Here is a 23,301-nt window from a genome sequence, read left to right as displayed (position 1 = left end):
ACTCAAATAACCATAAAAAGGCGTGGGGCCTACACTTTTTTAGTGTAAGCTCCCACGCCTTAGTTTTTATTTACTGGGGTTTTGTCCCAGCCTCTCTTATTATTTTACAGATTTCTTCACTTGCTATTTTGCTACATATCGGCTATGATATACATAAAATAATATATCGATTCTACATCTTCGGGGCAGGGTGTGATTCCCGACCGACGGTAACGAGCAATATTGTTCGAAGTCCGTGACCCACTCATAAGTGCAGTGGTTGATCTGGTGCAAATCCAGAACCGACAGTTAAAGTCTGGATGGGAGAAGATGAGTAGCCGTTTGTGAAATAGGCGTCATTTATGCCTTGTTTTCCTATGACGATACGACCCTAAAGCCCCAATATTATAATAGGCTTTAGGGTTTTTTTATGGAAAGTGATAGCGGCTAAATCCTTCATCATACGAGATGTGAATCGATTATAAGATGAAGGAGGAAGATGATGATGCAAACAAATATGAAATCATCAAAACTTGTAAAACTAACTATCTTATCTATATTAGGAACGGTATCCTTATTATTGTTTTTCCTTAATTTCCCACTCCCGTTTTTACCAGCATATTTAAAAATTGACTTCAGTGAGGTTCCTGCTTTAATTGCAGCATTGATTTTTTCACCTATGGCTGGGGTGATTGTGGAAGCAATTAAAAATTTATTATACCTTGCGATTGGTGGTGGCGAACCTGTTGGGGTAACAGCTAATTTCTTGGCAGGTGTCCTTTTCATCGTACCTGTAGCTGTTCTTTATCATCGCTATAAAGGGACAAAAAGCATTGTGACTGGCCTTGTAGTTGGTACTATTATTATGGCGATTGCAATGAGTGTATTAAATTACCTTGTTATCTTGCCGATTTATGCGATGTTTATGGGTATGGAAGATATGGCACTTGCACATGTCAAACGTGCTGCCGTTTTATTTGGTATCTTACCATTCAATATTTTAAAAGGAATCATTGTCGGACTTGTATTTGTTCCGGTGTTTCTAAAAATGCGTCAATGGATTGAGAAAAAACAGCATGCTCTATCTTAATGATGTCGTAGATTGTTATTATCATACTTTAAGTAAAGAAGAGCCTCATCTCCATACAAAGGAGCAGGCTCTTCTTTTTAAATACAATTTACTTTCTAGGTATTACAACAATTGTGCATCGAGAAACACGAGAAACAGAAATTAAAGTTCTGTCTTCATCTAATCTGGTGGCATTCATATCGAGACCAAAGACGTGATGTTTAGCTGGATTTTAAGTATGATTCAATACTGTAAGTTGTTTCAGCGAGTCAAAACATTTGCTCTTATCATGTAAGAGTCCAGCAGGTTGTTGTGTCTTCTCATAAATGAGCAACGTGAGTTTGACTTATTCTTTGTCTAAAGAGTTTATTTCAATACTTAGTTACTTAGATTCAAATCGCTCTCTCGTTTTATATCAATTTTTCTAACAATAATGATAAGCCTAATAAGAAACCATAAATGGTGTTCGTTTTACTAGTTGCGATCATTGCTGGCATCATTTCAATTGGCTCTGATTTGCCTTGAAATTTTTTGATGACATCAAAAGCTTTAAACATACTTAAAAAAGTTATAACTGACCACTTTGGCAAGACGCCATTAATAATAAAGATAGCGGTCAATGAATACGCAATGAGAAATAAAAAACCTAGAAATTGAATAGCTTGCTTTCTTCCCAGTATAATTGCCAACGTATTTCTTCCACTTTCTTTATCATTATCTAAGTCGCGAATATTATTTGCCATAAGGATTGCACCAATAAAAATAGCTACAGGAATCGAAATATAGATGATATCGATAGTAATAGTCAATGTTTGAATATAGTAGCTAATACCGATAATGACTGTCCCCATTAATACACCAGAAAAGAGTTCTCCAAACGGTGTGTATGCTATTGGAATAGGTCCGCCAGTATATAAGTAGCCAATAAACATTCCGACTGCACCTATTACTGCTACCCACCAACTTGATGCGTAAGAAATATAAATACCTAATAAAATTGCAATACCAAAAAAGGTGAACGCTAAGTTCAATATCGTTTTAGGTGCGACACCATCTCTAACAATCGTTCCACCGATTCCGACAGAACCTTCATGGTCAAGTCCGCGAACATAATCATAGTACTCATTAAACATATTTGTTGCCGATTGAATTAAGATTGAAGCAATAAGCATGGCTAAAAATAAACCGATATGCAACGGTTTTTCTAGAAGTGCTGCCATTGATCCAATAAAAACAGGTATAAAAGAAGCTGTTAATGTATGAGGACGAAGAAGGCGCCACCATACATGGAACCCACTTTTTTCATTAAGCGCTTTTTTAATCGATTGTTTATCTGTTGTTTGCATGATTTTTCCTCCTGCATAATACGATTCATCTCAAGTTTAAGATATAGAATAAAGATGTGTCAATGAAACGTCATTTATAAGTTTAAGGAAGGCGTATTTGTATTGATATAAAAGGCCATTCCTTGAGAAACAAAGTAAAAGAGCATAAAATAGATAGAGTGACAAGTTTATCTGTTTTAGTGAATAGTTGGAGGCTTACATAAATGATAGATCAAAATGCAGTAAGTTTAGATAAATTATTAAATAGCATTATGGACCAAGGATTATCTCATAACCGTCAGTTAGTTAGTTATACAAAACAGATTCAACCCTTTAATCCTTTGTCTGTTTTAGAGTTAGGGAAAGAAGAAGACCGTTTTTTTTGGAAGCGGAATGATAATTGTTTATATCTCGTTGGGATCGGTAACTTAATTGAGCTTGTCTTTGACAGAGTTAATTATCAAAAAATACATGAAGAATGGAATGCTCTCGTAGATAAAGCCATTGTTCATAATCCTTACCCTGTACCTGGAACAGGTCTTTTATCATTTGGTGGAATTGCTTTTGATGATCGAAGGGAACCATCTACACTGTGGAAAAACTTTAGTGCTAGCCAATTCCGTGTACCTAAGTTCCTTTTTATAAAATATAATGACGCATACTATTTAACAATCAATTTTATTGTTCATGCGCATATAAATAGCGATCTACTCGTTCAAAATATTCAGCAAAAGGAACAACAGTTATTACAAGACTTATCTGGACTTCCACCGCTAGGTACTATCCTAAAGGAAGAGGAAATGGATATAGCGAAATGGCTACAAAGCATTGAAAATGCAAAACAAACGATTCAAAATCATTTAGCTGAAAAAATTGTACTGGCACGTGAACTTCGTTTGAAATTATCGTCAACAGGTGAAATGAGTACAGTTGTTAAAAGGTTGATTGAAACGCAACCTAAAAGCTATGTTTTTGCTTTTGAACAAGGAGATGAATGCTTTTTAGGTGCAACACCTGAAAGGTTAATACGACTCGAAGACGATCAACTCGAGTCGATGTGTCTAGCGGGAACAGCTCCGCGTGGAGAAACAGATATGGCAGACGAACAAGTCCGTCATGAACTTTTAAATGATAAGAAAAATCGCGAAGAGCATGATTTCGTTGTGCAAATGATTCGACGAGCCATCGAACGATATTGTGTGGATATTCGTATACCTGATACGCCAACAGTCTTTCCGTTAAAAAATTTACAGCATTTATATACACCGGTAACGGCTCAATTGAAACGAGATTATCATATTTTTGACTTAGTGGAACAACTTCATCCTACGCCAGCATTAGGTGGCACACCAAAAGAGATAGCATTAGCATTTATCCGTAAACATGAACCGTTAGATCGCGGATGGTATGGTGCCCCGATTGGTTGGGTTGATCATCGAAATAATGGAGAATTTGCTGTGGCCATTCGCTCTGGTCTCATACAAAGTAACGCAGCATCTTTATTTGCTGGATGTGGGATTGTTAAAGATTCTGAAGTGGAAGCCGAATATGAGGAAACAAAAATTAAGTTCTTACCAATGTTACATGTTTTAGGAGGCAAATAATGGAACATGCAGAAGTTTTGACACGGTATGTTGGTCATTTTGTTGATGAGTTAGCAGCTAGTGGATTAAGTGATGTCGTTATTTCACCTGGGTCAAGATCAACTCCGCTTGCAATGTCGTTTGTGCATCATTCGGATATTAAAGAGTGGATATTGATAGATGAACGTTCTGCAGCTTTTTTTGCATTAGGAATAGCTAAGGAAACGAAGCGTCCTGTTGCACTTGTTTGTACTTCTGGGACAGCAGCAGCAAACTATTTTCCTGCACTTGTTGAAGCATATTATAGTCGAATACCACTCATTGTTTTAACGGCTGATCGTCCACATGAACTTCGAGATGTCGGAGCACCGCAAGCAATCGAACAAATTAAAATGTTTGGAGATTATGTAAAATGGTTTCATGAAATGGCCCTTCCAGAAGCAACGGACTCGATGTTAAATTATGTGAGACGAGCGGCGTCACGTGCAGTGCAAACAGCTAAACAAGATGTATGTGGTCCTGTTCACTTGAATTTCCCATTCCGGGAGCCGCTCGTACCTGATTTTACATTAGACAATATTTGGGGAGAAAGATTTGAGAGAAACTTTTCCCCATATTATAACGGTAAGAAACAACTGAGTGACTCCGAGTTAAAAACACTTATTCATTATGTAAAGAAAGAGCGAGGTATCTTAGTTGTCGGGCCGCAAACAGATGAACGATTAGCAGCAGCAATGATACAATTGGCAGAGCATTGGCATATGCCGATTTTGGCTGATCCATTATCTCAACTTAGAACTGGAGAGCATCGAAAATCGCATATTATTGAAGGGTATGATGCTTTTTTACGTGATGAAATGATTCGTGAACAGTTAAAGCCAGATTTTATTATTCGGTTTGGTGCTATGCCTATTTCCAAAGCATATTTATTTTATTTACAAGAGAATAAAGATATTCCACAATTTATTGTTGAGCCATATTCGGGTTACCGAGAACCTGCTGGTAATCCAACACATATGATTTATTCAGATCCTGTTTATTTTTGTAATCAATTAATAAATATTCCAAGAGCTTTAGAAAATGATACCACATGGTTAAATAAGTGGCAGAAGATGAACGAAATAACTAAGCATCATCTTAAAACAGATATAAGTAACGATTTAACAGAAGGAAATGCTACACGAACGGTGATGGAGGAATTACCTAACGATAGTATTTTATTCGTTGGAAATAGTATGGCGATTCGAGATGTTGATACATTTTTATTGACAAATTCAAAGAGTATAAGAGTTCTTGCTAATCGTGGTGCAAACGGAATTGATGGCGTTGTATCAAGTAGTATGGGAGCTGCTACATCAAGAAGACGTGTGACCTTATTAATCGGTGACTTATCATTTTATCACGATTTAAACGGTTTATTAGCTGCTAAGCATTATCACCTTGATATAACAATCGTGCTAATGAATAATAATGGCGGAGGAATATTTTCCTTTTTACCACAATCTCAAGATAGCAAACATTTTGAACTGTTATTTGGTACACCGTTACATATCGATTTTAAACATGCTGTTCAGATGTATGGTGGCACTTACTGTATTCCAGAAACAATCGGCTCGCTTCGAGAAGAGTTAAATAAAAGCTATAAAAGAACGGGTTTGACGGTCATTGAAGTACAAACAAATCGGAAAGATAACAGTATTTGGCATCGTAATAAATGGCGTGCTATTCATGAAGATATATTGAATACGGGGTGGTAATAAATCGTGTATATTCATATCGATGATGCATCGTATTGGTACGAACTTTATGGAAAAGGACATGAAGAAACAATCGTATTATTTCATGGATTTACTAGTAGAACAACGACATGGGAACCTTTTATAAAAGATTTTATGAAAGGTTTTCAAGTTCTTGTGATTGATTTACCAGGGCATGGTAAAACAAAGACACCACCAAGAACGATGCATACTTTTGCTGCTGATTTTGAACAAATGCTAGCAATCTTAAAAATTGAATCATGTCATTTATTAGGATATTCAATGGGTGGAAGAACGGCATTATCTTTCGCATTGCTTTATCCAGAACGAGTAAAATCCCTTGTAATGGAAAGTGCTTCACCAGGTTTACGTACAAAGAAAGAACGTAAAATCCGTATATCCGCTGATGAGGTATTAATAAAGCGTTTGTTGAATGATGGACTGGAAAACTTTGTTAATTACTGGGAAGACATACCATTATTTGATACACAAAAATCTTTACCGAAATCAGTACAGAGTAAGATTCGTGAAGAACGCTTATCCCAACATGAAGATGGGCTAGCTTGTTCGCTTAAATATATGGGAACGGGTATGCAACCGAATTGGTGGGAACACCTCAAATCATTCCTAAAACCAGTCCTATTACTCGCAGGAGAAAAGGATAGTAAATTTATTAACATTAATAAAGAGATGGCTGAATTACTACCAAAGAGGAAATTTAAAATAGTTGAAAATGCAGGACATGCGATTCATGTGGAACAACCTGAAAAATTTGGTAAGATAGTATTGGAGTTCATTCAAGAAATTGATGTAGTAGAGAATAAAGGAGGAGCTGTTAAAAATGACAGTACAATGGGAAAAAGTTAGAGACTATGAAGAAATTATTTATGAAAAATATAATGGGATTGCAAAAGTAACGATTAATCGTCCAGAAAAACGTAATGCATTTACACCACTGACTGTAAATGAAATGATTGATGCTTTTGCAGATGCAAGAGATGATTCATCTATAGGTGTTATTATATTAACAGGTATGGGCGAAAAGGCATTTTGTTCTGGTGGAGACCAAACGGTTCGTGGTCATGGTGGATATGTCGGTACAGATCAGATTCCACGTTTAAATGTGCTTGACTTACAACGTTTAATTCGTACAATCCCGAAACCGGTTATTGCAATGGTTGCAGGATATGCAATTGGTGGAGGACATGTGTTACACGTTGTTTGTGATTTAACGATTGCAGCAGATAATGCTATTTTCGGTCAAACAGGTCCGAAAGTAGGTAGCTTTGATGCCGGCTATGGTGCGGGTTTATTAGCTGAAATGATCGGTCAAAAACGTGCACGTGAAATTTGGTATTTATGCCGTCAATATAACGCACAAGAAGCATATGAAATGGGCATGGTTAATAAAGTCGTCCCATATGAAGATTTGGAAAAAGAAACCATTAACTGGTGTGAAGAGATTCTTGAAAAATCACCAACAGCACTTCGCTTCTTAAAAGCATCATTTAATGCTGCAACTGACGGCTTAGCAGGATTACAGCAAATGGGTGGAGATGCAACACTTCTTTACTATACGACAGATGAAGCGAAAGAAGGAAGAGATGCGTTTAAGGAAAAACGCAAACCTGATTTTGACCAGTTTCCACGTTTTCCATAATGGATTTAAAACCTTTGCCATAGTGCAAAGGTTTTTTAACATTTTAAAGAAGGAGGTATAAAATATTATGAATGATATGATGCCACATTGGTTAACACAACAAGCCTTTCTATCGCCAAACGTAACGGCAATTGAACTTGAGAATGGGAATCAAATTACATTTAGTGAGCTCAAACAACGGAGTCAAGAGATGGCATATCAAATAGCAACATATGGTATACATGAAGGTGATCATGTCGCGATTCTTTCAAAAAATGATCCTAAAATGATTATAACGATTCATGCATTAAGTTATTTAGGTGCGACGGTTGTTTTATTAAACACCCGATTAACACCTTCAGAACTTCAATACCAAATTAACGATGCGAATGTTTCTTTATTAATTTATCATGATGATTTTAACGATAAAGTTAAACAACTATTTATAAAGGACTCTCTATCGTTTGTCGAGTTGAAGTCTTTATCAATGAGCACTGAAGTTACTTTAAAAAAAGAAATTAGATTAAGTGATCCATTTACCATTATATATACATCAGGAACGACAGGATTTCCTAAAGGTGTCATTCATACATATGGAAATCACTGGTGGAGCGCAATAAGTTCAGCTCTCAATATAGGTTTGTCAAAGACAGATAAATGGTTAGCTGTCTTACCTTTTTTTCATGTAGGTGGTTTATCCATCTTCTTAAAAAGTGTCATTTATGGGATGCCTGTTTATTTGATGGAGAAATTTAATGTGTCAAAAGTTAACCAAGCTATTGTTGAAAATCAAGTAACGATGATATCAGTTGTAACTGTTATGTTGCAGCGTTTGATGGAGCAATTGGGTGATAATCGATATCCAGATACTTTTCGAGGTATGTTATTAGGTGGGGGACCAGCATCTAAACAGTTACTTGAGCAAGCGAAACAAAAAAATATTCCAGTTTTTCAGTCATATGGTATGACAGAGACATCATCACAAATCGTTACATTAAGTGCTCACGATGCTTTAAGAAAAATTGGTTCATCTGGTAAACCACTTCTCCCAGCACAAATAAAAATTCACCGTGAAACATCAGATGGTATCGGAGAAATTTATGTAAAAGGACCGATGGTAACAAATGGTTACTATAATAATGACAAAGCGAATGAAGAATTATTTGAACACGGTTGGTTAAAAACCGGAGATCTCGGACGTATTGATAAGGAAGGCTTCTTATATGTCGTTGATCGAAGAAATGATTTAATTATTTCAGGTGGGGAAAATATTTATCCGACTGAAATTGAACATGTACTAGAACGAATATCCCATATACGAGAAGTCGCTGTTGTAGGAAAAAAAGACGATACTTGGGGTGAAGTACCTGTCGCTTATGTCGTATGCGATACAGAAACACTTACAGAAGATAATATTATTGACTATGCAAAAAGACATTTAGCTTCATATAAAGTGCCGAAACAGATTATCTTTTTGGATGAGTTACCACGAAATGCATCGAATAAAATTTTACGACATGAATTAAAAGCATTGTTACAAGCAAAAAAATAAAAAATATTTGCATGTCCTATCCGTGATTGTGACATATTATAGGATAGGAGGTGTGTGTTTGTGGCAAAGCAAACATATTTTATTGATATGGCGACCCATAACATTTCACGCCATAAGCATGAGGGTAATAATCAATTTGTAATACACGCGACTGATGAAGAAGTACACAGATTAAGAACGATATTAAATGCGATGGAGGATGAAAATTGGACATCATTCTTTCGAGCTCATATCCCATTTGTTCAATATCATCAAGATTCGTCTAATCATAATTATGATCAGCATTTCTTAACCGCTATTCGTTTAATTCATGAACTTGGAGATGAAGAAACAAGAACACATATTCAATCAATGGGTATCAATGAGAGACATTTTTTTTAAGTTTTTAAGTTATTAATGGGGTGTTCGAATTTAGGAATCGAATACCCTCATTCTTTTCTGTCTTTAGATCTTTATTCATGTTAAAATAGATAAAGGATGATGGAATCTTATGTGAAAAATGATTTATAAAGGTAGCTGACATCATGTATATTTTTACGGATTATTATAATAATCAAGTGCGGTTTTCATTTCAGAATCACCCATTTTCTAAATATCCAAAACATGTATGGGTTATTTGTAACTATAAAAACAAGTGGTTGTTAACGAACCATAAGGAAAGAGGTTTAGAATTTCCCGGTGGAAAAGTAGAACACGGTGAAACGGCTGAAGAAGCTGCCATTCGTGAAGTGAAGGAAGAAACGGGTGGAGTCGTTGAAACAATTGATTATATTGGACAATATCATGTCAATGGAAAAGCAAGCACTGTCATAAAAAATGTGTATTTTGCCGAAATTAAAAAACTAGAAGAGCAATCCACATATTACGAAACTTATGGACCGATTTTATTAAAGGAAATTCCAGACAATGTAAAAGAACAAGAGACATATAGTTTTATTATGAAAGATGATGTTCTAACATATTGTATGAAAAAAATTATAGAAACAAAATTATAAAAGAAATGTTTTCCTTATGGAGTTAAACGGAGCAAGTTGAAAAATGTATTTTCAGCTTGCTCTTCGTATTAAAAATGATAATAGGAGTGGGATGCTATTTTATACGAATATAGTCGATAGAGATTATGAGAATTCAATTTGATAAAATTTCTGTGTAAAAAGAGGTATCTATTAATGAATATAACACAGCCATAGAGAAGGCTATTTAATTCTTAATAATTAACATATTCTCAAGCTTTTCAACCATTTTATACATAACAGCGGCACAGATGGCAATGAGTACAAGACTTGACATAACAAGAGTAAAATCAAATACTTGAAAACCGTAAACAATTAAATATCCTAATCCTTCCTTAGAGACAAGGAACTCTCCAACAATGACTCCCACCCAAGCTAAGCCAACATTCACTTTTAACGTTGAAATCATAACAGGTAATGTAGCAGGAAAAATCGCTTCTTTAAAACAAGTCCATCGGGTCGCTCTAAAGCTTTGTAATACTTTTAAATAATTCGGATCAACCTCTTTAAAACCTGTATAAACGACGATTGTTGTAATAATAATGGAAACGATGGCACCCATTGCAATGATAGATGTATATCCAGGACCAAGTGCCACAATAATGATAGGACCCAATGCTACTTTTGGCATGGCATTTAAGATAACGAGATAAGGATCCATTATTTTTGCAAATCGTGGAAAAAGCCAAAGAAAAGTGGCTATAATAATTCCTAAAATGGTTCCGATAATAAAGCCGAGTATCGTTTCAAATAAAGTCACTTGTGTGTGAACAATCATTGAACCGTCTTTAAACTTTTCTATTAAAAGCGTCATTACTTTTAGAGGAGAACTAAACAGTAGCGGATCAATCCAATAGAAACGGCTAGATAATTCCCAAAGTATAAAAAAGCTAATAAATAGAATGATTTGCCAACAAAAAGTCCACTTTCGTTCGCGGATAATATTTTGTTGATATGCTTTAAATAGTTTTAATTCATGTTTCTTTGCTCCCATTTGTCTCACTTCCTCTATTTAAAGATGCCCATATATGATCGAAAAGTTGTTGATAACTTGGCTGTCTCCTAACTAAAAAAGGTTTTTCTTCTCGCAATACTTTAGGTACATCAATGATTGTTGAAATCCGACCTGGATTTGTATCCATTAAAATAATCCGATCACTTAAAGAAATGGCTTCCCCAATATCATGTGTAACGAGTATCGCTGTTTTATGATATTGTTTTAATAATCGATAGACGAGGTCTTCTAATTTTAATTTAGTTTGATAATCTAATGCTGAAAAAGGTTCATCGAGTAGTAGAATTTCAGGATTTGTTATTAATGTTCGAACAAGAGCAACACGTTGACGCATGCCTCCTGATAATTCGTTAGGAAACGTATCTTCAAGATGGGGTAAACCAACTTCATCTAGCAATTTTAGAGCTTTCTGTCTTGTTTTTTTCGAGACCTTCTTCTGCACTTTTAATCCTATTAACACATTATCTATAATTCTTTTCCAAGGGAATAAATAATCTTGTTGAAGCATATAGCCTAATACGTAGTCTGATTGATGTAGTGGTATATTATTTAAGAGGACGTTTCCTTTTGTTTGTTTAATAATACCTGCAATAATAGACAAAAGCGTCGATTTACCACAACCACTTGAACCTAAAATTGAAATAAATTCACCACGATTAATAGATAGAGAAATATCATCCAATGCTTTCGTATATGTCTTATTTGAAAAGTAAAGATGTGATACATGCTCTAATTTTAAAAATGCCATGTCATCCCTCCTACTCATTCATCACTTCTTTAGCGAAATCTGTATTGACGAGTATTTCATATGGTGCCTCATTCGGCAATTCACCAGCAGCATCCATTATGGCTTTTAAATTTTCCCAAGTATCTTCTGTTAACAACGGATTTGTTGCAAACGATTGTTGATTTTTATATCGTTCAATAGAAGTAGTTAGTATTTCTAAATCAACATCTTCAAAATAGGAATGAATGACATTAGCAATCTCACTAGCACCATGTGATTCAACCCATTTTTGTGCCCGATAAATCGCTCGAGTGAATTGTTTGATAATGTCCTTATTTTCTTTTAAATAACTTTGTTTCGCCATGAAAACGGTATAGGGAACTTTTCCTGATTCTTCTCCAAAGGAAGCGATAACATGCCCTTTTCCTTCTCTTTCAAAAACGCTAGCTGTTGGTTCAAATAGTTGAACATATTCAGAATCCCCTGAAACAAATGCACTCGGAATATTGCCAAAGTCAACATTTTGTAATAATGTCAAATCATTGTGCGGATCAATTTGATGCTTTTTCAATACAAATTCACCGACCATTTGTGGCATACCGCCTTTACGCTGGCCTAAAAATGATTCACCTTTCAAATGCTCCCATGAAAAATTCGGTTTTGGATTTTTGGCGACTAAAAAGGTGCCATCAGTTTGGGTTAATTGTGCAAAGTTAATAGCATAGTCTTTCGGGTTTTGTGCATATACGTATATAGACGTTTCTGAACCAATTAGGGCGATATCAGCTCCATCCGAAAGTAAAGTTGTCATTGTTTTATCACCGCCCCAAGTCGTTTGTAATTGGATATCGAGCCCTTCATCTTTGAAAAAACCTTTTTCAATTGCTACATATTGCGGGGCGTAAAAGAGTGAACGGGTAACTTCAGCGAGATTGATTTTCGTAAGCTTCTGATAATTTGCTTGACAAGCAGTGAGCATGATTACAATTACTAAAGACGTTGTAAACGTAAAAAAATATTTCATTTGAATGTTCCTTTCTAACATATATGTCACAAAACAGTTTATGCATGGATATAAGATGTGTGAACGTCTAGAGTATATAATGTGAAAGGTAACAATTGCGTAAACTAAATAAATTACTGAACTACAAACTTTGACTTCCGTACGACAAAACAAAAAAACTGCCCGAACTGTAGATAAGACTTAGAGCAGTTTTTTATATATTAAAACATATCCTCTTGGGATGAGGGTGCTTAATTAATTTGGTCGATATAAAGGACCAGCTTTAACAATGTCTTCACTTACATCTTGGAATTTCTGGAAATTCTCATGGAATTTAACAGCTAATTCTTTAGCATCATGATCATATGCTTCTTTATCTTCCCATGTATGACGTGGAATAAGGACTTCGTCTGGGACATTGTTAATTGTTTTTGGAATTTCTAATCCAAAAATTTCATCTTTAACCGTTTCAACATCATTAAGTTCACCTTTTAATGCAGCGCGAACCATAGCACGTGTATATTTAAGGTTCATACGCTTTCCGACGCCGTATTTTCCACCTGTCCACCCTGTATTTACAAGGAATACTTTTGCTTTATGTTTATCGATTTTTTCTCCAAGCATTTTAGCATATGTCACTGGTGGAAGGGGTAAGAATGGCTCTCCAAAGCATGCTGAAAAAGTTGCTTGTGGTTCAGTAATACCTCTTTCAGTACCAGCTAATTTACTTGTATAGCCACTTAAGAAGTGATACATCGCTTGTTCTTTTGTTAAACGGCTAATTGGCGGCAACACACCTGAAGCATCAGCAGTTAAAAATATAATTGTTTTAGGGTGTCCAGCCATGCTAGGGACAGCGATATTTTCAATATGTTCTATTGGGTATGCGACTCGCGTATTCTCAGTAAATGTTGTATCATCGTAATCGGGTTCACGTGTATCTTCGTCAATGACGACGTTTTCTAAGACGGAACCGTATCGAATGGCTTGATAGATTTCAGGCTCTTTTTCTTCGGATAGATTGATACATTTTGCGTAGCAACCACCTTCGATGTTGAAAACACCGTTGGGACTCCAACCGTGTTCATCATCACCGATTAACTGACGGTCTTTATCGGCAGAAAGGGTTGTTTTTCCAGTACCAGATAAACCGAAAAATAATGCAACATCACCATCTTTACCGACGTTTGCTGAACAGTGCATAGACAGCACGTCCTTTTGTGGGAGTAAGAAGTTCATGACTGAGAAGATGGACTTCTTAATTTCACCAGCATATTCAGTTCCACCGATTAGGACAATACGATGTTTAAATGAAATTAATACAAATGCCTCTGAATGTGTGCCATCTACTTTAGGGTCTGCCTTAAATGATGGTGCAGATATAACAGTGAACTCAGGCTTATGTGATTTTAATTCTTCCTTTGTTGGACGAATAAATAATTGTTTAGCAAAAAGATTTTGCCATGCATACTCATTATATACTTTGATAGGTAATTGGTATGATTTATCAGCACCTGCAAATCCATTGAGTGCGAATACCTCATCTTGTTTTTCTAAATAGTTAACAACTTTTTCCAATAGATTAAGAAATACATCTTCTTCAATTGGTTTGTTAACTTTACCCCATTCAACAAGGCTATCGGAAACGTCATCTTTCACGATAAATTTATCTTTTGGGGAACGCCCTGTATATTTACCAGTCGTTGCTTGTACTGCTCCAGTTGCTGTAAGAATGCCTTCTTTACGCATTACAATCTTTTCGACTAATTTAGGGGTAGAAAGATTATCCTGTAAATTAGGGAGTTCTGAAAGATTTCGAATTGATTTTTGCACAATGCTCACGTTGGATTACCTGCCTTCTTATAAATTTAAAAATCATTTTATAAATAATTTTTCAACTTGAATATTAGTATAACACATATGATTCAATAGTCCATACTAATGAAAAGGATTATTTAAACTTTGTATTAAATGTTAAAAAAGTTGACATAAACAAGGCGTTTCGCTAATATATTCCTGAACGGATACTCTTATTCAGAGTCGGTGGAGGGACAGGCCCGATGAAACGCAGCAACCATCACAATGTGAAAAGGTGCTAACCTGATGCAAGGTTATTTACCTTGAACAATAAGAGCGAAAGGCAACGTCATCCTTTCCTCATATATAGGAAAGGATTTTCTTATTTAAGATGACAATTTACGAGAATTGGAGTTCCGTACCATATACAAAGGGAGTATCAATCTCAATGAAAAAGAATCGTCGATTATTTACATCAGAATCGGTAACTGAAGGGCATCCAGATAAAATTAGTGATCAAATATCGGATGCTATTTTAGATGAAATTCTAAAAAAAGATCCACATGCAAGAGTAGCTTGTGAGACTGTTGTTACAACAGGCATGGTTCTCGTGGCAGGTGAAATAACAACAACGACTTATGTGGACATTCCACAAGTTGTTAGACGTACTATTCGTGATATAGGCTACACACGTGCTAAATATGGATTCGATGCTGATACTTGTGCTGTTTTAACGGCTATAGACGAGCAATCACCTGATATTGCTAGTGGTGTTGATCAATCTTTAGAGGTTCGTGAAGGACAAGAAACAAGTCATGAGTTAGATTTAGTCGGTGCTGGTGATCAAGGGTTAATGTTTGGGTATGCATGTGATGAAACAGAAGAGCTTATGCCTCTACCTATTTCATTAGCTCATCAATTAGCAAAGCGTCTATCTGATGTACGTAAAGAACAAATTGTTGATTATTTACGTCCAGATGGAAAAACCCAAGTTACGATTGAGTATGATGAAAATGACCAACCTATTCGAGTAGATACAATCGTCATATCTACTCAACATCATGAAGCAGTTACTAGAGAACAGATAGAGCGTGATTTACATGAACATGTTATCCGTCCAATCATTCCTGAACATTTACTAGATGATGAGACGAAGTACTATATTAATCCGACTGGACGATTTGTAATCGGTGGTCCACAAGGAGATGCTGGTTTAACTGGAAGAAAAATTATCGTTGATACGTATGGTGGTTACGCACGTCATGGTGGCGGAGCATTTAGTGGAAAAGACGCAACTAAAGTAGACCGCTCAGCTTCTTATGCCGCCAGATACGTTGCTAAAAACATCGTAGCAGCAGGACTTGCTAAATCATGTGAAGTTCAGATTGCTTATGCAATAGGTGTAGCTGAACCAGTCTCTATCTCCATTGATACATTTGGTACTGGTGAAGTGAGTGAAGAAAAACTTGTCGAAGCTGTGCGAGAGGTGTTTGATTTACGTCCAGCAGGCATCATTAAAATGCTCGATTTACAACGCCCAATATTTAAAGATACGGCAGCTTATGGTCATTTTGGTAGAACAGATGTACAATTTCCTTGGGAGAAAACAGATAAAGTAGTTGAGCTTAAATCTATTGTCTTGTAGCTTATAAAGCATATGGAAAGGCTGAACATGTTTAAACGTTCAGCCTTTTTTAATGTGAGTTATATTTAATTTTCTTTTGCTAAATGAGTGGCCTTGCGATAGTATTTTCCTTTCTCTACATAAGATTTTCGAATACGTTTCATTTCCTCTAAATCTTGGTCTGTTAATTTGCGAACCACTTTAGCGGGGCTGCCAAATGCTAATGTATATGGTGGAATCTTTTTACCAGGAGGAACGAGACTACCAGCTCCTATAAAAGCATTTTCCCCAATTTCAGCTCCATCCAATATAATAGATCCCATTCCGATCAGGGCATTTTTTCGAACAATACCAGAATGTAAGGTTACTTGATGACCGATTGTGACATCATCTTCAACAATAACTGGTAGATCAGGGCTTTGATGAATCATTGTTAAATCTTGAACGCTAACACGTTTACCGATTTTTGTCGGTGCGACATCACCACGAATGACTGTTTTAAACCAAATGGTCGATTCTTCCCCAATTTCTACATCGCCGATAATCACCGCATCTTTAGCAACGAAAGCACTGTCATGAATTTTAGGTATATGATTTTTATATGAATGTATCATCTATTTTTCTCCTCTCTTTTGAATGGCAATAATAAATGGTGGTTTATTTTTTTGATTCATAAACTCATATTTTAAAACATGAACTTTTTTTTGGTCGAGTTTTGTAACATAGTTTAAAATTGCTTCTTTCTCTAACTCTCCTCCAGCATGCCCGTGATAAACAACTAAAACGATAATGCCTCGTGGGCGAATAAGTTGTAATAGTGATTGAACAGCAGCTATTGTTGATTCTTTTTTTGTTACGATTTGCTTATCACTTCGGGGTAAATACCCAAGGTTAAATATAGCGCCACCTAAATTTTTACGATTGTTTTCATCCATGTATTGATCGATATTCGCATGACTATCTTTAATAAGTGTTACATTTTGCCGTGAATGCACTTCAAGTAACTGCTTCGTATTATCGATTGCTAATTCCTGAATATCAAAGGCAAAAACGTGACCTGTATCCCCGACTAATTTACTTAAAAACAATGTATCATTACCATTTCCACAAGTCGCATCAATAACCGTTTCACCTTCTTCGATAGCTTGTTCCATTAAAAAATGTGAAAACTCAATAACTCCCATAACCATTTTTTGTACCCCTTTATGATGCATTTCTATATGTTAGTGTAGCATGTCTAAATAAAAACAAAAAACATTTGCGTTGTTTGGTATAATTAGTGTACTATTAAACTAGTACAATTAAATGTAAAGGAGTGTTATTTTGAAATTAGCTTTGTTTTATAGAGAATGGCATATGTTAAAATGGTTTATTCTAATTAGCAGCATGATGATTATCCTCTTATATGGATTTAGTATGGATTCGTTATTATCGTTTGATGGGAGCGAATTATTAATTTTTGGCCTTATAATGCCTCCGCTCATCGTCTTATTTAGCTTGAATTTAGAAGCAAACCAATTAGCTGCTTTTTTACATCATCCGCAATCAGCACATACTTTATATATTGTTAAAATTGTTTTTGCAACATTTATAGTCCTAATATTTATGTATTTCATTATATTTATTGATCTATTGAAAATTGTTTTAACTGATGGGTCTTTACATTTAATGGGTGAGAACTATATCTATTTATCAATGTATTTGTTTTATTATTTAAGCATCTCGTTATTTATCACGACAATCATTATTTTATTATGGACTTTACATCAAGTGTGGCGAACGTATATCGGTAAGTTGAGTTTCGTACTCTTGTTTCTCTTGCTTATAGGTAGTTCAAATTTATTAACCACATTTCAAAATACATCATTTTATAACACAATGATAAAATGGGGAGCATTGAATATTTCTTTATCGAATGCATTATATGTTGAAGACTTTTCTATCAAAATGTTTTATGTTGGGGAATGGTTATTTTATGGTGGAGTAGCTATTGTTTTATATATGATTTCAGTTTATTTATTCGAAAGAAAAGTAGAGGCAGCGTAAAATGACTCGTGAATTTAGCAGGCATAAACCTATTTATAAACAAATAATGGAACATATTTGTCAAGACATTGTACGTGGCGTATATGTATGTGGTAATAAACTACCGTCTGTTAGAGAGTTAGCCATAGAAGTTGGAGTGAATGCAAATACGATTCAACGTGTTTATCAAGAACTTGAAAGAGATGAGATAGTCGTGTCTAAACGAGGTCAGGGCACATTTATTACTGAAGATGAGGAACGAATCAACGTATTAAAGGAAGAAATGAAAAAAGAGATTGTACAACGATTTATTACCGATATGATGAAAATGGGATTTACATATGATGAGATGCTGACGACTATTAAAGAGGAGGCGAAAAACGGTGATTCAAGTGAATCAAGTCTCTAAATCATTTTTAACAAGGAAAGCTCTTTCGGATTGTCGTGTGACATTTGAACAAGGAAAAATAACTGGTGTCATTGGTGAGAATGGGAGCGGTAAAACGACATTATTAAAAATAATCTCTGGTTTACTTAAACCGACGAAAGGAACTGTGTTGATTGATGGAGAACATGTTACACGTCGTATTTGTCAACGAGTCGCTTTTCTACATGATCAAGATTATTTTTATTGGTATTTCACAATTGGTGAACTTATACGTTATTATGATGCTATTTACGATGATTTTAATAAAGAGAAAGCAGAAACGCTGCTATTGTTTATGAATTTAAGAGACGGGCAAAAAATTAATTATTTATCTAAGGGAAACTTAACACGGTTAAAAATGGTTGTTACATTAGCACGTGATGTGCCTTATATTATATTAGATGAACCGTTTCTCGGATTAGATCCTATGGTTCGTAAGTCGATGATCCAATCGATGCTTCGGTATATTGATTTATCAAAACAGACACTCATTATGTCAACCCATGAAATCAGTGAAGTAGATCTCATATTAGATGATGTCATTTTGATGAAAAAAGGTCGAGTTATCGCACATGAATCTATTGAAAATATCCGGGAATATGAACAAAAAGATGTTGTCAGCTGGATGGAAGATATGTATTAATCTGTTTGAAACGCTGTTTTAAAAATTCATTCCCTTGACAAAGTAAATGAATTTCATTAAAATCATTATCAATCCAATATATTAAAAAAAGCGATGCCAAGGACTAGTAATAAAGTTGATGGAGGTTAAGAGAGGCAGTGGTTGGTGTGAACTGCTCCACATCATTTATGAACTCCCCTTGAAGCTGCAAAGGTGAACTTATGATTAGCTTTTGCCGTCTGCCGCGTTAAGGTTTAGAGTGAACAATATATGTTAATTCGGGTGGTACCGCGGGAATAATAGCTTCTCGTCCCTATTAAGGGATGAGGGGCTTTTTTATTTAGATAAATTCATAAGGAGGTCATAATTATGGGATATAACCATAAAGAAATTGAAAAGAAATGGCAAAAATACTGGTTAGACAATAAAACTTTCAAGACGAATGTTCATACGGACAAAAAGAAAATGTACGCTTTAGACATGTTTCCCTATCCATCCGCAGCTGGCCTACATGTTGGACATCCAGTTAGTTACACAGCGACAGATATTATTTCACGAATGAAGCGAATGCAAGGATATGAAGTGTTACATCCAATGGGGTGGGATGCTTTTGGACTTCCAGCAGAACAATATGCCCTTGATACAGGAAATAGTCCGAAAGAGTTTACGAAGAAAAACATTGCTACATTTAGACGTCAACTTCAAGAGCTTGGTTTTTCATACGATTGGGATCGGGAAATTAGTACAACAGATCCAGAATATTATAAATGGACCCAATGGATTTTTACAAAAATGTATGAAAAAGGCTTAGCTTATATGGATGAAGTAAATGTAAACTGGTGCCCTGCCCTAGGTACAGTGCTTGCCAATGAGGAAGTAATTGATGGTAAAAGTGAGCGTGGTGGTCATCCCGTTATTCGTAAGCCGATGAAACAATGGATGTTAAAAATTACAGCATATGCTGATCGTCTCTTAGATGACTTAGATGAACTGGACTGGCCAGAAAATTTAAAGGAAATGCAACGTAATTGGATTGGTCGCTCAGAAGGTGCAGAAGTTATTTTTGAAATTGACGGTCATGATGAAGCATTTGATGTGTTTACAACACGACCTGACACTTTATTTGGAGCAACGTATACGGTTTTAGCACCAGAACATCCTTTAGTTAAAAAGATTGTTACGCCGGAACAAAAAGAAGCAGTTCAGACGTATATTGAAAAAGTCCAAGCAAAATCGGATTTAGAACGAACAGATTTAGCTAAAGAGAAGACAGGAGTTTTTACAGGTGCATATGCAATTAACCCTGTTAATAATAAAAAAATACCGATTTGGGTTGCGGATTATGTCCTTATGTCTTATGGAAGTGGCGCTATTATGGCTGTACCGGCACATGATGAACGTGATTTTGAATTTGCTAGACAATTTGATTTGCCGATTATTGAAGTTGTTGAAGGTGGCGATATAACCAAAGAGGCCTATACTGGTGATGGCAAGCTCGTGAATTCTGATTTCTTAAATGGTTTAGATAAAGATTCAGCTATCCAAAAAATGATTGAGTGGTTAGAAGCGAATGATAAAGGTAAGAAAAAAGTTTCCTACCGACTTCGTGATTGGTTGTTTTCAAGACAACGTTATTGGGGTGAACCAATTCCGATTATTCATTGGGAAGACGGCACAATGACAGCTGTACCAGAAGAAGAACTACCTTTAGAACTACCAGAGATGAAAGAAATTAAACCGTCTGGAACAGGGGAATCTCCACTTGCTAATAGTGATTGGATTCATGTCGTTGATCCGGAAACAGGTATGAAAGGCCGTCGTGAAACGAATACAATGCCACAATGGGCCGGTAGTAGTTGGTACTTCTTACGCTTTATTGATCCACATAATTCAGAGCAATTAGCAGATCCAAAGTTATTGAAAAAATGGCTACCGGTTGATTTATATATTGGTGGAGCTGAACATGCTGTCCTACATTTATTGTATGCGCGTTTCTGGCATAAATTTTTATATGATCTCGGTGTTGTGCCAACGAAGGAGCCGTTCCAAAAACTGTATAATCAAGGGATGATTTTAGGAGAAAATCACGTGAAAATGAGTAAATCACTCGGCAACGTGATTAATCCTGATGAAATTGTTGAATCACATGGTGCTGATACATTACGTCTATATGAAATGTTTATGGGACCATTAGATGCAGATGTTTCTTGGTCAACAAAAGGACTAGACGGTGCACGACGTTTCTTAGATCGAGTATGGCGCTTGTTTATTAATGAAGACGGAACGCTATCAAGTAAAATTGTTGACCATCATACAGCCGCATTAGAAAAAGTCTATCACCAGACGGTTAAGAAAGTTACAGAGGACTATGAGAACTTGCATTTCAACACCGCTATATCACAGATGATGGTCTTTATTAATGAAGGATATAAACAAGAAGAAATATCTAAAGCATATGTAGAAGGATTTATTAAGTTAATTTCGCCAATTACACCTCACATTGCAGAGGAAATATGGGAGAAATTAGGTCATACGCAATCTATCGCTTACGAATCATGGCCAACATATGACGAAACAAAACTCGTTGATAATGAAGTAGAAGTAGTCCTACAAGTCATGGGTAAAGTAAGAGCGAAGGTAAATGTTCCCAAGGATATATCTAAAGAGGCATTAGAAAAAATTGCTCTAGAAAATGAAACGATTAAAGGATGGATTGAGGGAAAGACAATTCGCAAAGTCATTGTTGTTCCTGGTAAACTTGTAAACATCGTTGCAAATTAATGGATATTCATAACATACTCACACGAGTGGGTAAGGACTTTGAATGAAGACCTTACCCACTCATATATATGTATAAGTTAATTAAACACATTATTGATTGTTACGTTTGGCTTACTTTTCCAGGTAGTTTTTAAAATAATCCAAGATTCATTCTCGAAAAACCATAATGTTTCAATAGTACCAAGATGATTATCTTGATGTGCACCCTTTACATGTTGTAAACTCTTTAAACCGAATCCTTTTTCTTGATGAATACTTATCGGTTCAAAGAAGGCTATTGGATCTATTAAAGGCACCATGTTTCTTTTTAAAAGTTTCTCCTCTTTATTATATATATCTAATCGAATATAATCTCTTTTATAATCAGATACATCAATGATTTGAGGTTCTAGTGGCGTAATTCTTAATTCTAATTTAAAATCATCCTTGAATTTTCCCGTAATATGTTGTGATGGTAATGGAATATCTTGAATATCACCATGCTTAACAGTGTTGATTTGTGTATAATGTAATCTTTCTTGCTTATCAGCATAACTTTGGAAAAAAACATCATTGACACGATCATGATTTAGATCAATAAACTGCAACTTTGGTGAGTAGCCACCTCCATAATATATTTTCCACTCATCTGTTTTAGAGATAATTTTAATAAAAATATCTTTGTAGTAATTTGTGTTTTGTGAAAACAGAACACCGAACAACTCAATTCTTTCTTTCAATCCATCTCCTGTCACATCTTCGTAATACGTTTTAATTAATTTTTGTTGTGTAGCGGCAGCTAATGTTTCATTTGGTGTTAAATAGAGAAAAAGAAAAATCGAACATATCATTGAAGTAATTTGTGTACGTATAGCTAAAACCTTCTTTCATAAATTGTTATATTTTCTCTAAGGCTTGTCTAATTCCTTCACAAACAAGGAAGCTCATGTCTATTGTAAGTCTACTGAGCAGTTGAAAAACTAAAATTATGTTGTTCATGTTCTGTAAAAATAATCTAGATATAGTATGTCTAGTATTATTAGAAACATAATTAAAAGCTATGACCACAGTAAAACATTATTATTATTTGTAGTAAAATTTATTATATGTAAAAATAGATAGTACTTTAGTTTGAAACAAACTTTGACACTGAAAAAAAACTTTGCTATAATTAATTGTGCCTTAAAGGTATCTATCACATTCATTTCTTTGTTGAAAAAAATAGAAAAAGTATTGACGAAGTGATTTTGTTGTGATATATTTATTGAGTCGCCGATTTAATGGCAGAAAAATTGCACTTTGAAAACTGAACAGAACAACCAGTAATGTCAAGAAAAACAACCCTGTTTTTCTTTAATTAAATTGCTAAGATAAACGTTTATAC

21 protein-coding genes, 2 riboswitches and 1 other annotated feature are annotated in these 23,301 nt (G+C 35.3%); of the genes, 13 read left to right on the top strand and 8 right to left on the bottom strand.

Annotated features, from left to right (window positions below; genetic code table 11):
* Positions 1-172 precede the first annotated feature (172 nt).
* A riboswitch (FMN riboswitch) is annotated at positions 173-315 on the top strand.
* Positions 316-484: 169 nt separating this feature from the next.
* On the top strand, positions 485-1,069 hold the full coding sequence (locus HNQ35_RS13630; protein ID WP_146938761.1) for an ECF transporter S component: 585 nt from the start codon (positions 485-487) through the stop codon (positions 1,067-1,069).
* 389 nt (positions 1,070-1,458) lie between these two features.
* On the opposite strand, the gene HNQ35_RS13625 is transcribed toward HNQ35_RS13630, so the two are convergent.
* Positions 1,459-2,394, bottom strand: a complete 936-nt coding sequence (locus tag HNQ35_RS13625; RefSeq protein WP_146938741.1) for a 1,4-dihydroxy-2-naphthoate polyprenyltransferase — start codon at positions 2,392-2,394, stop codon at positions 1,459-1,461.
* 203 nt (positions 2,395-2,597) lie between these two features.
* On the opposite strand from HNQ35_RS13625, the gene HNQ35_RS13620 reads away from it, so the two are divergent.
* The 7 genes from HNQ35_RS13620 (at position 2,598) to ytkD (ending at position 9,899) form a co-directional block, all read left to right on the top strand.
* Positions 2,598-3,977: an isochorismate synthase gene (locus tag HNQ35_RS13620; protein ID WP_146938742.1), complete on the top strand. Its 1,380-nt coding sequence runs from the start codon at positions 2,598-2,600 to the stop codon at positions 3,975-3,977.
* Complete coding sequence (gene menD, locus HNQ35_RS13615; protein ID WP_146938743.1) at positions 3,977-5,713, top strand: 2-succinyl-5-enolpyruvyl-6-hydroxy-3-cyclohexene-1-carboxylic-acid synthase; 1,737 nt, start codon at positions 3,977-3,979, stop codon at positions 5,711-5,713. The genes HNQ35_RS13620 and menD overlap by 1 nt, the downstream gene beginning before the upstream one ends.
* Positions 5,714-5,719: 6 nt before the next feature.
* Positions 5,720-6,580 carry a 2-succinyl-6-hydroxy-2,4-cyclohexadiene-1-carboxylate synthase gene (gene menH / locus HNQ35_RS13610; protein WP_146938744.1) on the top strand — a complete coding sequence of 287 codons (861 nt, stop codon included), beginning with the start codon at positions 5,720-5,722 and terminating at the stop codon, positions 6,578-6,580.
* Positions 6,555-7,373, top strand: coding sequence for a 1,4-dihydroxy-2-naphthoyl-CoA synthase (gene menB, locus HNQ35_RS13605; RefSeq protein ID WP_146938745.1), 819 nt, complete (start codon positions 6,555-6,557; stop codon positions 7,371-7,373). The genes menH and menB overlap by 26 nt, the downstream gene beginning before the upstream one ends.
* A 67-nt stretch (positions 7,374-7,440) precedes the next feature.
* Positions 7,441-8,904, top strand: a complete 1,464-nt coding sequence (locus HNQ35_RS13600) for an o-succinylbenzoate--CoA ligase (RefSeq protein WP_146938746.1) — start codon at positions 7,441-7,443, stop codon at positions 8,902-8,904.
* 60 nt (positions 8,905-8,964) lie between these two features.
* Positions 8,965-9,285 (top strand): hydrolase, encoded by a 321-nt coding sequence (locus tag HNQ35_RS13595; RefSeq protein ID WP_146938747.1) that lies wholly within the window; start codon positions 8,965-8,967, stop codon positions 9,283-9,285.
* A gap of 143 nt (positions 9,286-9,428) precedes the next feature.
* Positions 9,429-9,899 (top strand): RNA deprotection pyrophosphohydrolase, encoded by a 471-nt coding sequence (gene ytkD, locus HNQ35_RS13590; protein ID WP_146938748.1) that lies wholly within the window; start codon positions 9,429-9,431, stop codon positions 9,897-9,899.
* A gap of 205 nt (positions 9,900-10,104) precedes the next feature.
* Here ytkD and HNQ35_RS13585 read toward each other — a convergent pair whose 3' ends face one another.
* The 4 genes from HNQ35_RS13585 to pckA all read right to left on the bottom strand — a co-directional run bounded on the left by HNQ35_RS13585 (position 10,105) and on the right by pckA (position 14,504).
* Complete coding sequence (locus HNQ35_RS13585; protein WP_146938749.1) at positions 10,105-10,911, bottom strand: ABC transporter permease; 807 nt, start codon at positions 10,909-10,911, stop codon at positions 10,105-10,107.
* On the bottom strand, positions 10,892-11,680 hold the full coding sequence (locus HNQ35_RS13580) for an ABC transporter ATP-binding protein (protein WP_146938750.1): 789 nt from the start codon (positions 11,678-11,680) through the stop codon (positions 10,892-10,894). Before HNQ35_RS13580 ends, HNQ35_RS13585 begins: the two co-directional genes overlap by 20 nt.
* Positions 11,681-11,690: 10 nt before the next feature.
* Entirely contained in the window at positions 11,691-12,683 is a 993-nt protein-coding gene (locus HNQ35_RS13575) for an ABC transporter substrate-binding protein (protein ID WP_146938751.1), read from the bottom strand.
* Positions 12,684-12,917: 234 nt separating this feature from the next.
* Positions 12,918-14,504 (bottom strand): phosphoenolpyruvate carboxykinase (ATP), encoded by a 1,587-nt coding sequence (gene pckA / locus HNQ35_RS13570; protein WP_146938752.1) that lies wholly within the window; start codon positions 14,502-14,504, stop codon positions 12,918-12,920.
* 185 nt (positions 14,505-14,689) lie between these two features.
* Positions 14,690-14,796: riboswitch (SAM riboswitch) on the top strand.
* 111 nt (positions 14,797-14,907) lie between these two features.
* Here pckA and metK point away from each other — a divergent pair.
* On the top strand, positions 14,908-16,104 hold the full coding sequence (gene metK, locus HNQ35_RS13565; protein WP_146938753.1) for a methionine adenosyltransferase: 1,197 nt from the start codon (positions 14,908-14,910) through the stop codon (positions 16,102-16,104).
* A gap of 65 nt (positions 16,105-16,169) precedes the next feature.
* On the opposite strand, the gene HNQ35_RS13560 is transcribed toward metK, so the two are convergent.
* Both HNQ35_RS13560 and mnmM read right to left on the bottom strand, forming a co-directional pair.
* Positions 16,170-16,697: a gamma carbonic anhydrase gene (locus HNQ35_RS13560; protein ID WP_146938754.1), complete on the bottom strand. Its 528-nt coding sequence runs from the start codon at positions 16,695-16,697 to the stop codon at positions 16,170-16,172.
* On the bottom strand, positions 16,698-17,273 hold the full coding sequence (gene mnmM, locus HNQ35_RS13555; RefSeq protein ID WP_146938755.1) for a tRNA 5-(aminomethyl)-2-thiouridylate-methyltransferase MnmM: 576 nt from the start codon (positions 17,271-17,273) through the stop codon (positions 16,698-16,700).
* A gap of 133 nt (positions 17,274-17,406) precedes the next feature.
* On the opposite strand from mnmM, the gene HNQ35_RS13550 reads away from it, so the two are divergent.
* The 4 genes from HNQ35_RS13550 to leuS all read left to right on the top strand — a co-directional run bounded on the left by HNQ35_RS13550 (position 17,407) and on the right by leuS (position 21,938).
* Positions 17,407-18,129, top strand: coding sequence for a hypothetical protein (locus HNQ35_RS13550; RefSeq protein ID WP_146938756.1), 723 nt, complete (start codon positions 17,407-17,409; stop codon positions 18,127-18,129).
* Position 18,130: 1 nt separating this feature from the next.
* Positions 18,131-18,517: a GntR family transcriptional regulator gene (locus HNQ35_RS13545; RefSeq protein WP_146938757.1), complete on the top strand. Its 387-nt coding sequence runs from the start codon at positions 18,131-18,133 to the stop codon at positions 18,515-18,517.
* Positions 18,518-18,554: 37 nt separating this feature from the next.
* The gene (locus tag HNQ35_RS13540; RefSeq protein WP_371862334.1) at positions 18,555-19,178 is read left to right on the top strand and encodes an ATP-binding cassette domain-containing protein; all 624 of its coding nucleotides are present in this window, start codon (positions 18,555-18,557) and stop codon (positions 19,176-19,178) included.
* 84 nt (positions 19,179-19,262) lie between these two features.
* Positions 19,263-19,475 (top strand) — a binding site (T-box leader).
* 51 nt (positions 19,476-19,526) lie between these two features.
* Complete coding sequence (leuS, locus tag HNQ35_RS13535; protein ID WP_146938759.1) at positions 19,527-21,938, top strand: leucine--tRNA ligase; 2,412 nt, start codon at positions 19,527-19,529, stop codon at positions 21,936-21,938.
* A gap of 77 nt (positions 21,939-22,015) precedes the next feature.
* Here the strand turns inward: leuS and HNQ35_RS13530 are convergent, their stop codons facing one another.
* Complete coding sequence (locus HNQ35_RS13530) at positions 22,016-22,768, bottom strand: YybI family spore inner coat protein (protein ID WP_146938760.1); 753 nt, start codon at positions 22,766-22,768, stop codon at positions 22,016-22,018.
* Between the last annotated feature and the right edge of the window lie 533 nt (positions 22,769-23,301).

It is taken from the genome of Cerasibacillus quisquiliarum (genome assembly GCF_014202495.1).
Lineage (GTDB): Bacteria > Bacillota > Bacilli > Bacillales > Amphibacillaceae > Cerasibacillus > Cerasibacillus quisquiliarum.
This window is presented reverse-complemented; position numbering and strand designations above follow the sequence as displayed.

What these genes read in the sequence shown, in the direction of transcription:
- HNQ35_RS13630 (WP_146938761.1), top strand. Translation starts at nt 485, where the DNA reads ATGCAAACAAATATGAAATCATCAAAACTTGTAAAACTAACTATCTTA.
- HNQ35_RS13625 (WP_146938741.1), bottom strand. Translation starts at nt 2,394, where the DNA reads ATGCAAACAACAGATAAACAATCGATTAAAAAAGCGCTTAATGAAAAA.
- HNQ35_RS13620 (WP_146938742.1), top strand. Translation starts at nt 2,598, where the DNA reads ATGATAGATCAAAATGCAGTAAGTTTAGATAAATTATTAAATAGCATT.
- menD (WP_146938743.1), top strand. Translation starts at nt 3,977, where the DNA reads ATGGAACATGCAGAAGTTTTGACACGGTATGTTGGTCATTTTGTTGAT.
- menB (WP_146938745.1), top strand. Translation starts at nt 6,555, where the DNA reads ATGACAGTACAATGGGAAAAAGTTAGAGACTATGAAGAAATTATTTAT.
- HNQ35_RS13600 (WP_146938746.1), top strand. Translation starts at nt 7,441, where the DNA reads ATGAATGATATGATGCCACATTGGTTAACACAACAAGCCTTTCTATCG.
- ytkD (WP_146938748.1), top strand. Translation starts at nt 9,429, where the DNA reads ATGTATATTTTTACGGATTATTATAATAATCAAGTGCGGTTTTCATTT.
- HNQ35_RS13585 (WP_146938749.1), bottom strand. Translation starts at nt 10,911, where the DNA reads ATGGGAGCAAAGAAACATGAATTAAAACTATTTAAAGCATATCAACAA.
- HNQ35_RS13580 (WP_146938750.1), bottom strand. Translation starts at nt 11,680, where the DNA reads ATGGCATTTTTAAAATTAGAGCATGTATCACATCTTTACTTTTCAAAT.
- HNQ35_RS13575 (WP_146938751.1), bottom strand. Translation starts at nt 12,683, where the DNA reads ATGAAATATTTTTTTACGTTTACAACGTCTTTAGTAATTGTAATCATG.
- metK (WP_146938753.1), top strand. Translation starts at nt 14,908, where the DNA reads ATGAAAAAGAATCGTCGATTATTTACATCAGAATCGGTAACTGAAGGG.
- HNQ35_RS13560 (WP_146938754.1), bottom strand. Translation starts at nt 16,697, where the DNA reads ATGATACATTCATATAAAAATCATATACCTAAAATTCATGACAGTGCT.
- mnmM (WP_146938755.1), bottom strand. Translation starts at nt 17,273, where the DNA reads ATGGTTATGGGAGTTATTGAGTTTTCACATTTTTTAATGGAACAAGCT.
- HNQ35_RS13545 (WP_146938757.1), top strand. Translation starts at nt 18,131, where the DNA reads ATGACTCGTGAATTTAGCAGGCATAAACCTATTTATAAACAAATAATG.
- leuS (WP_146938759.1), top strand. Translation starts at nt 19,527, where the DNA reads ATGGGATATAACCATAAAGAAATTGAAAAGAAATGGCAAAAATACTGG.
- HNQ35_RS13530 (WP_146938760.1), bottom strand. Translation starts at nt 22,768, where the DNA reads ATGATATGTTCGATTTTTCTTTTTCTCTATTTAACACCAAATGAAACA.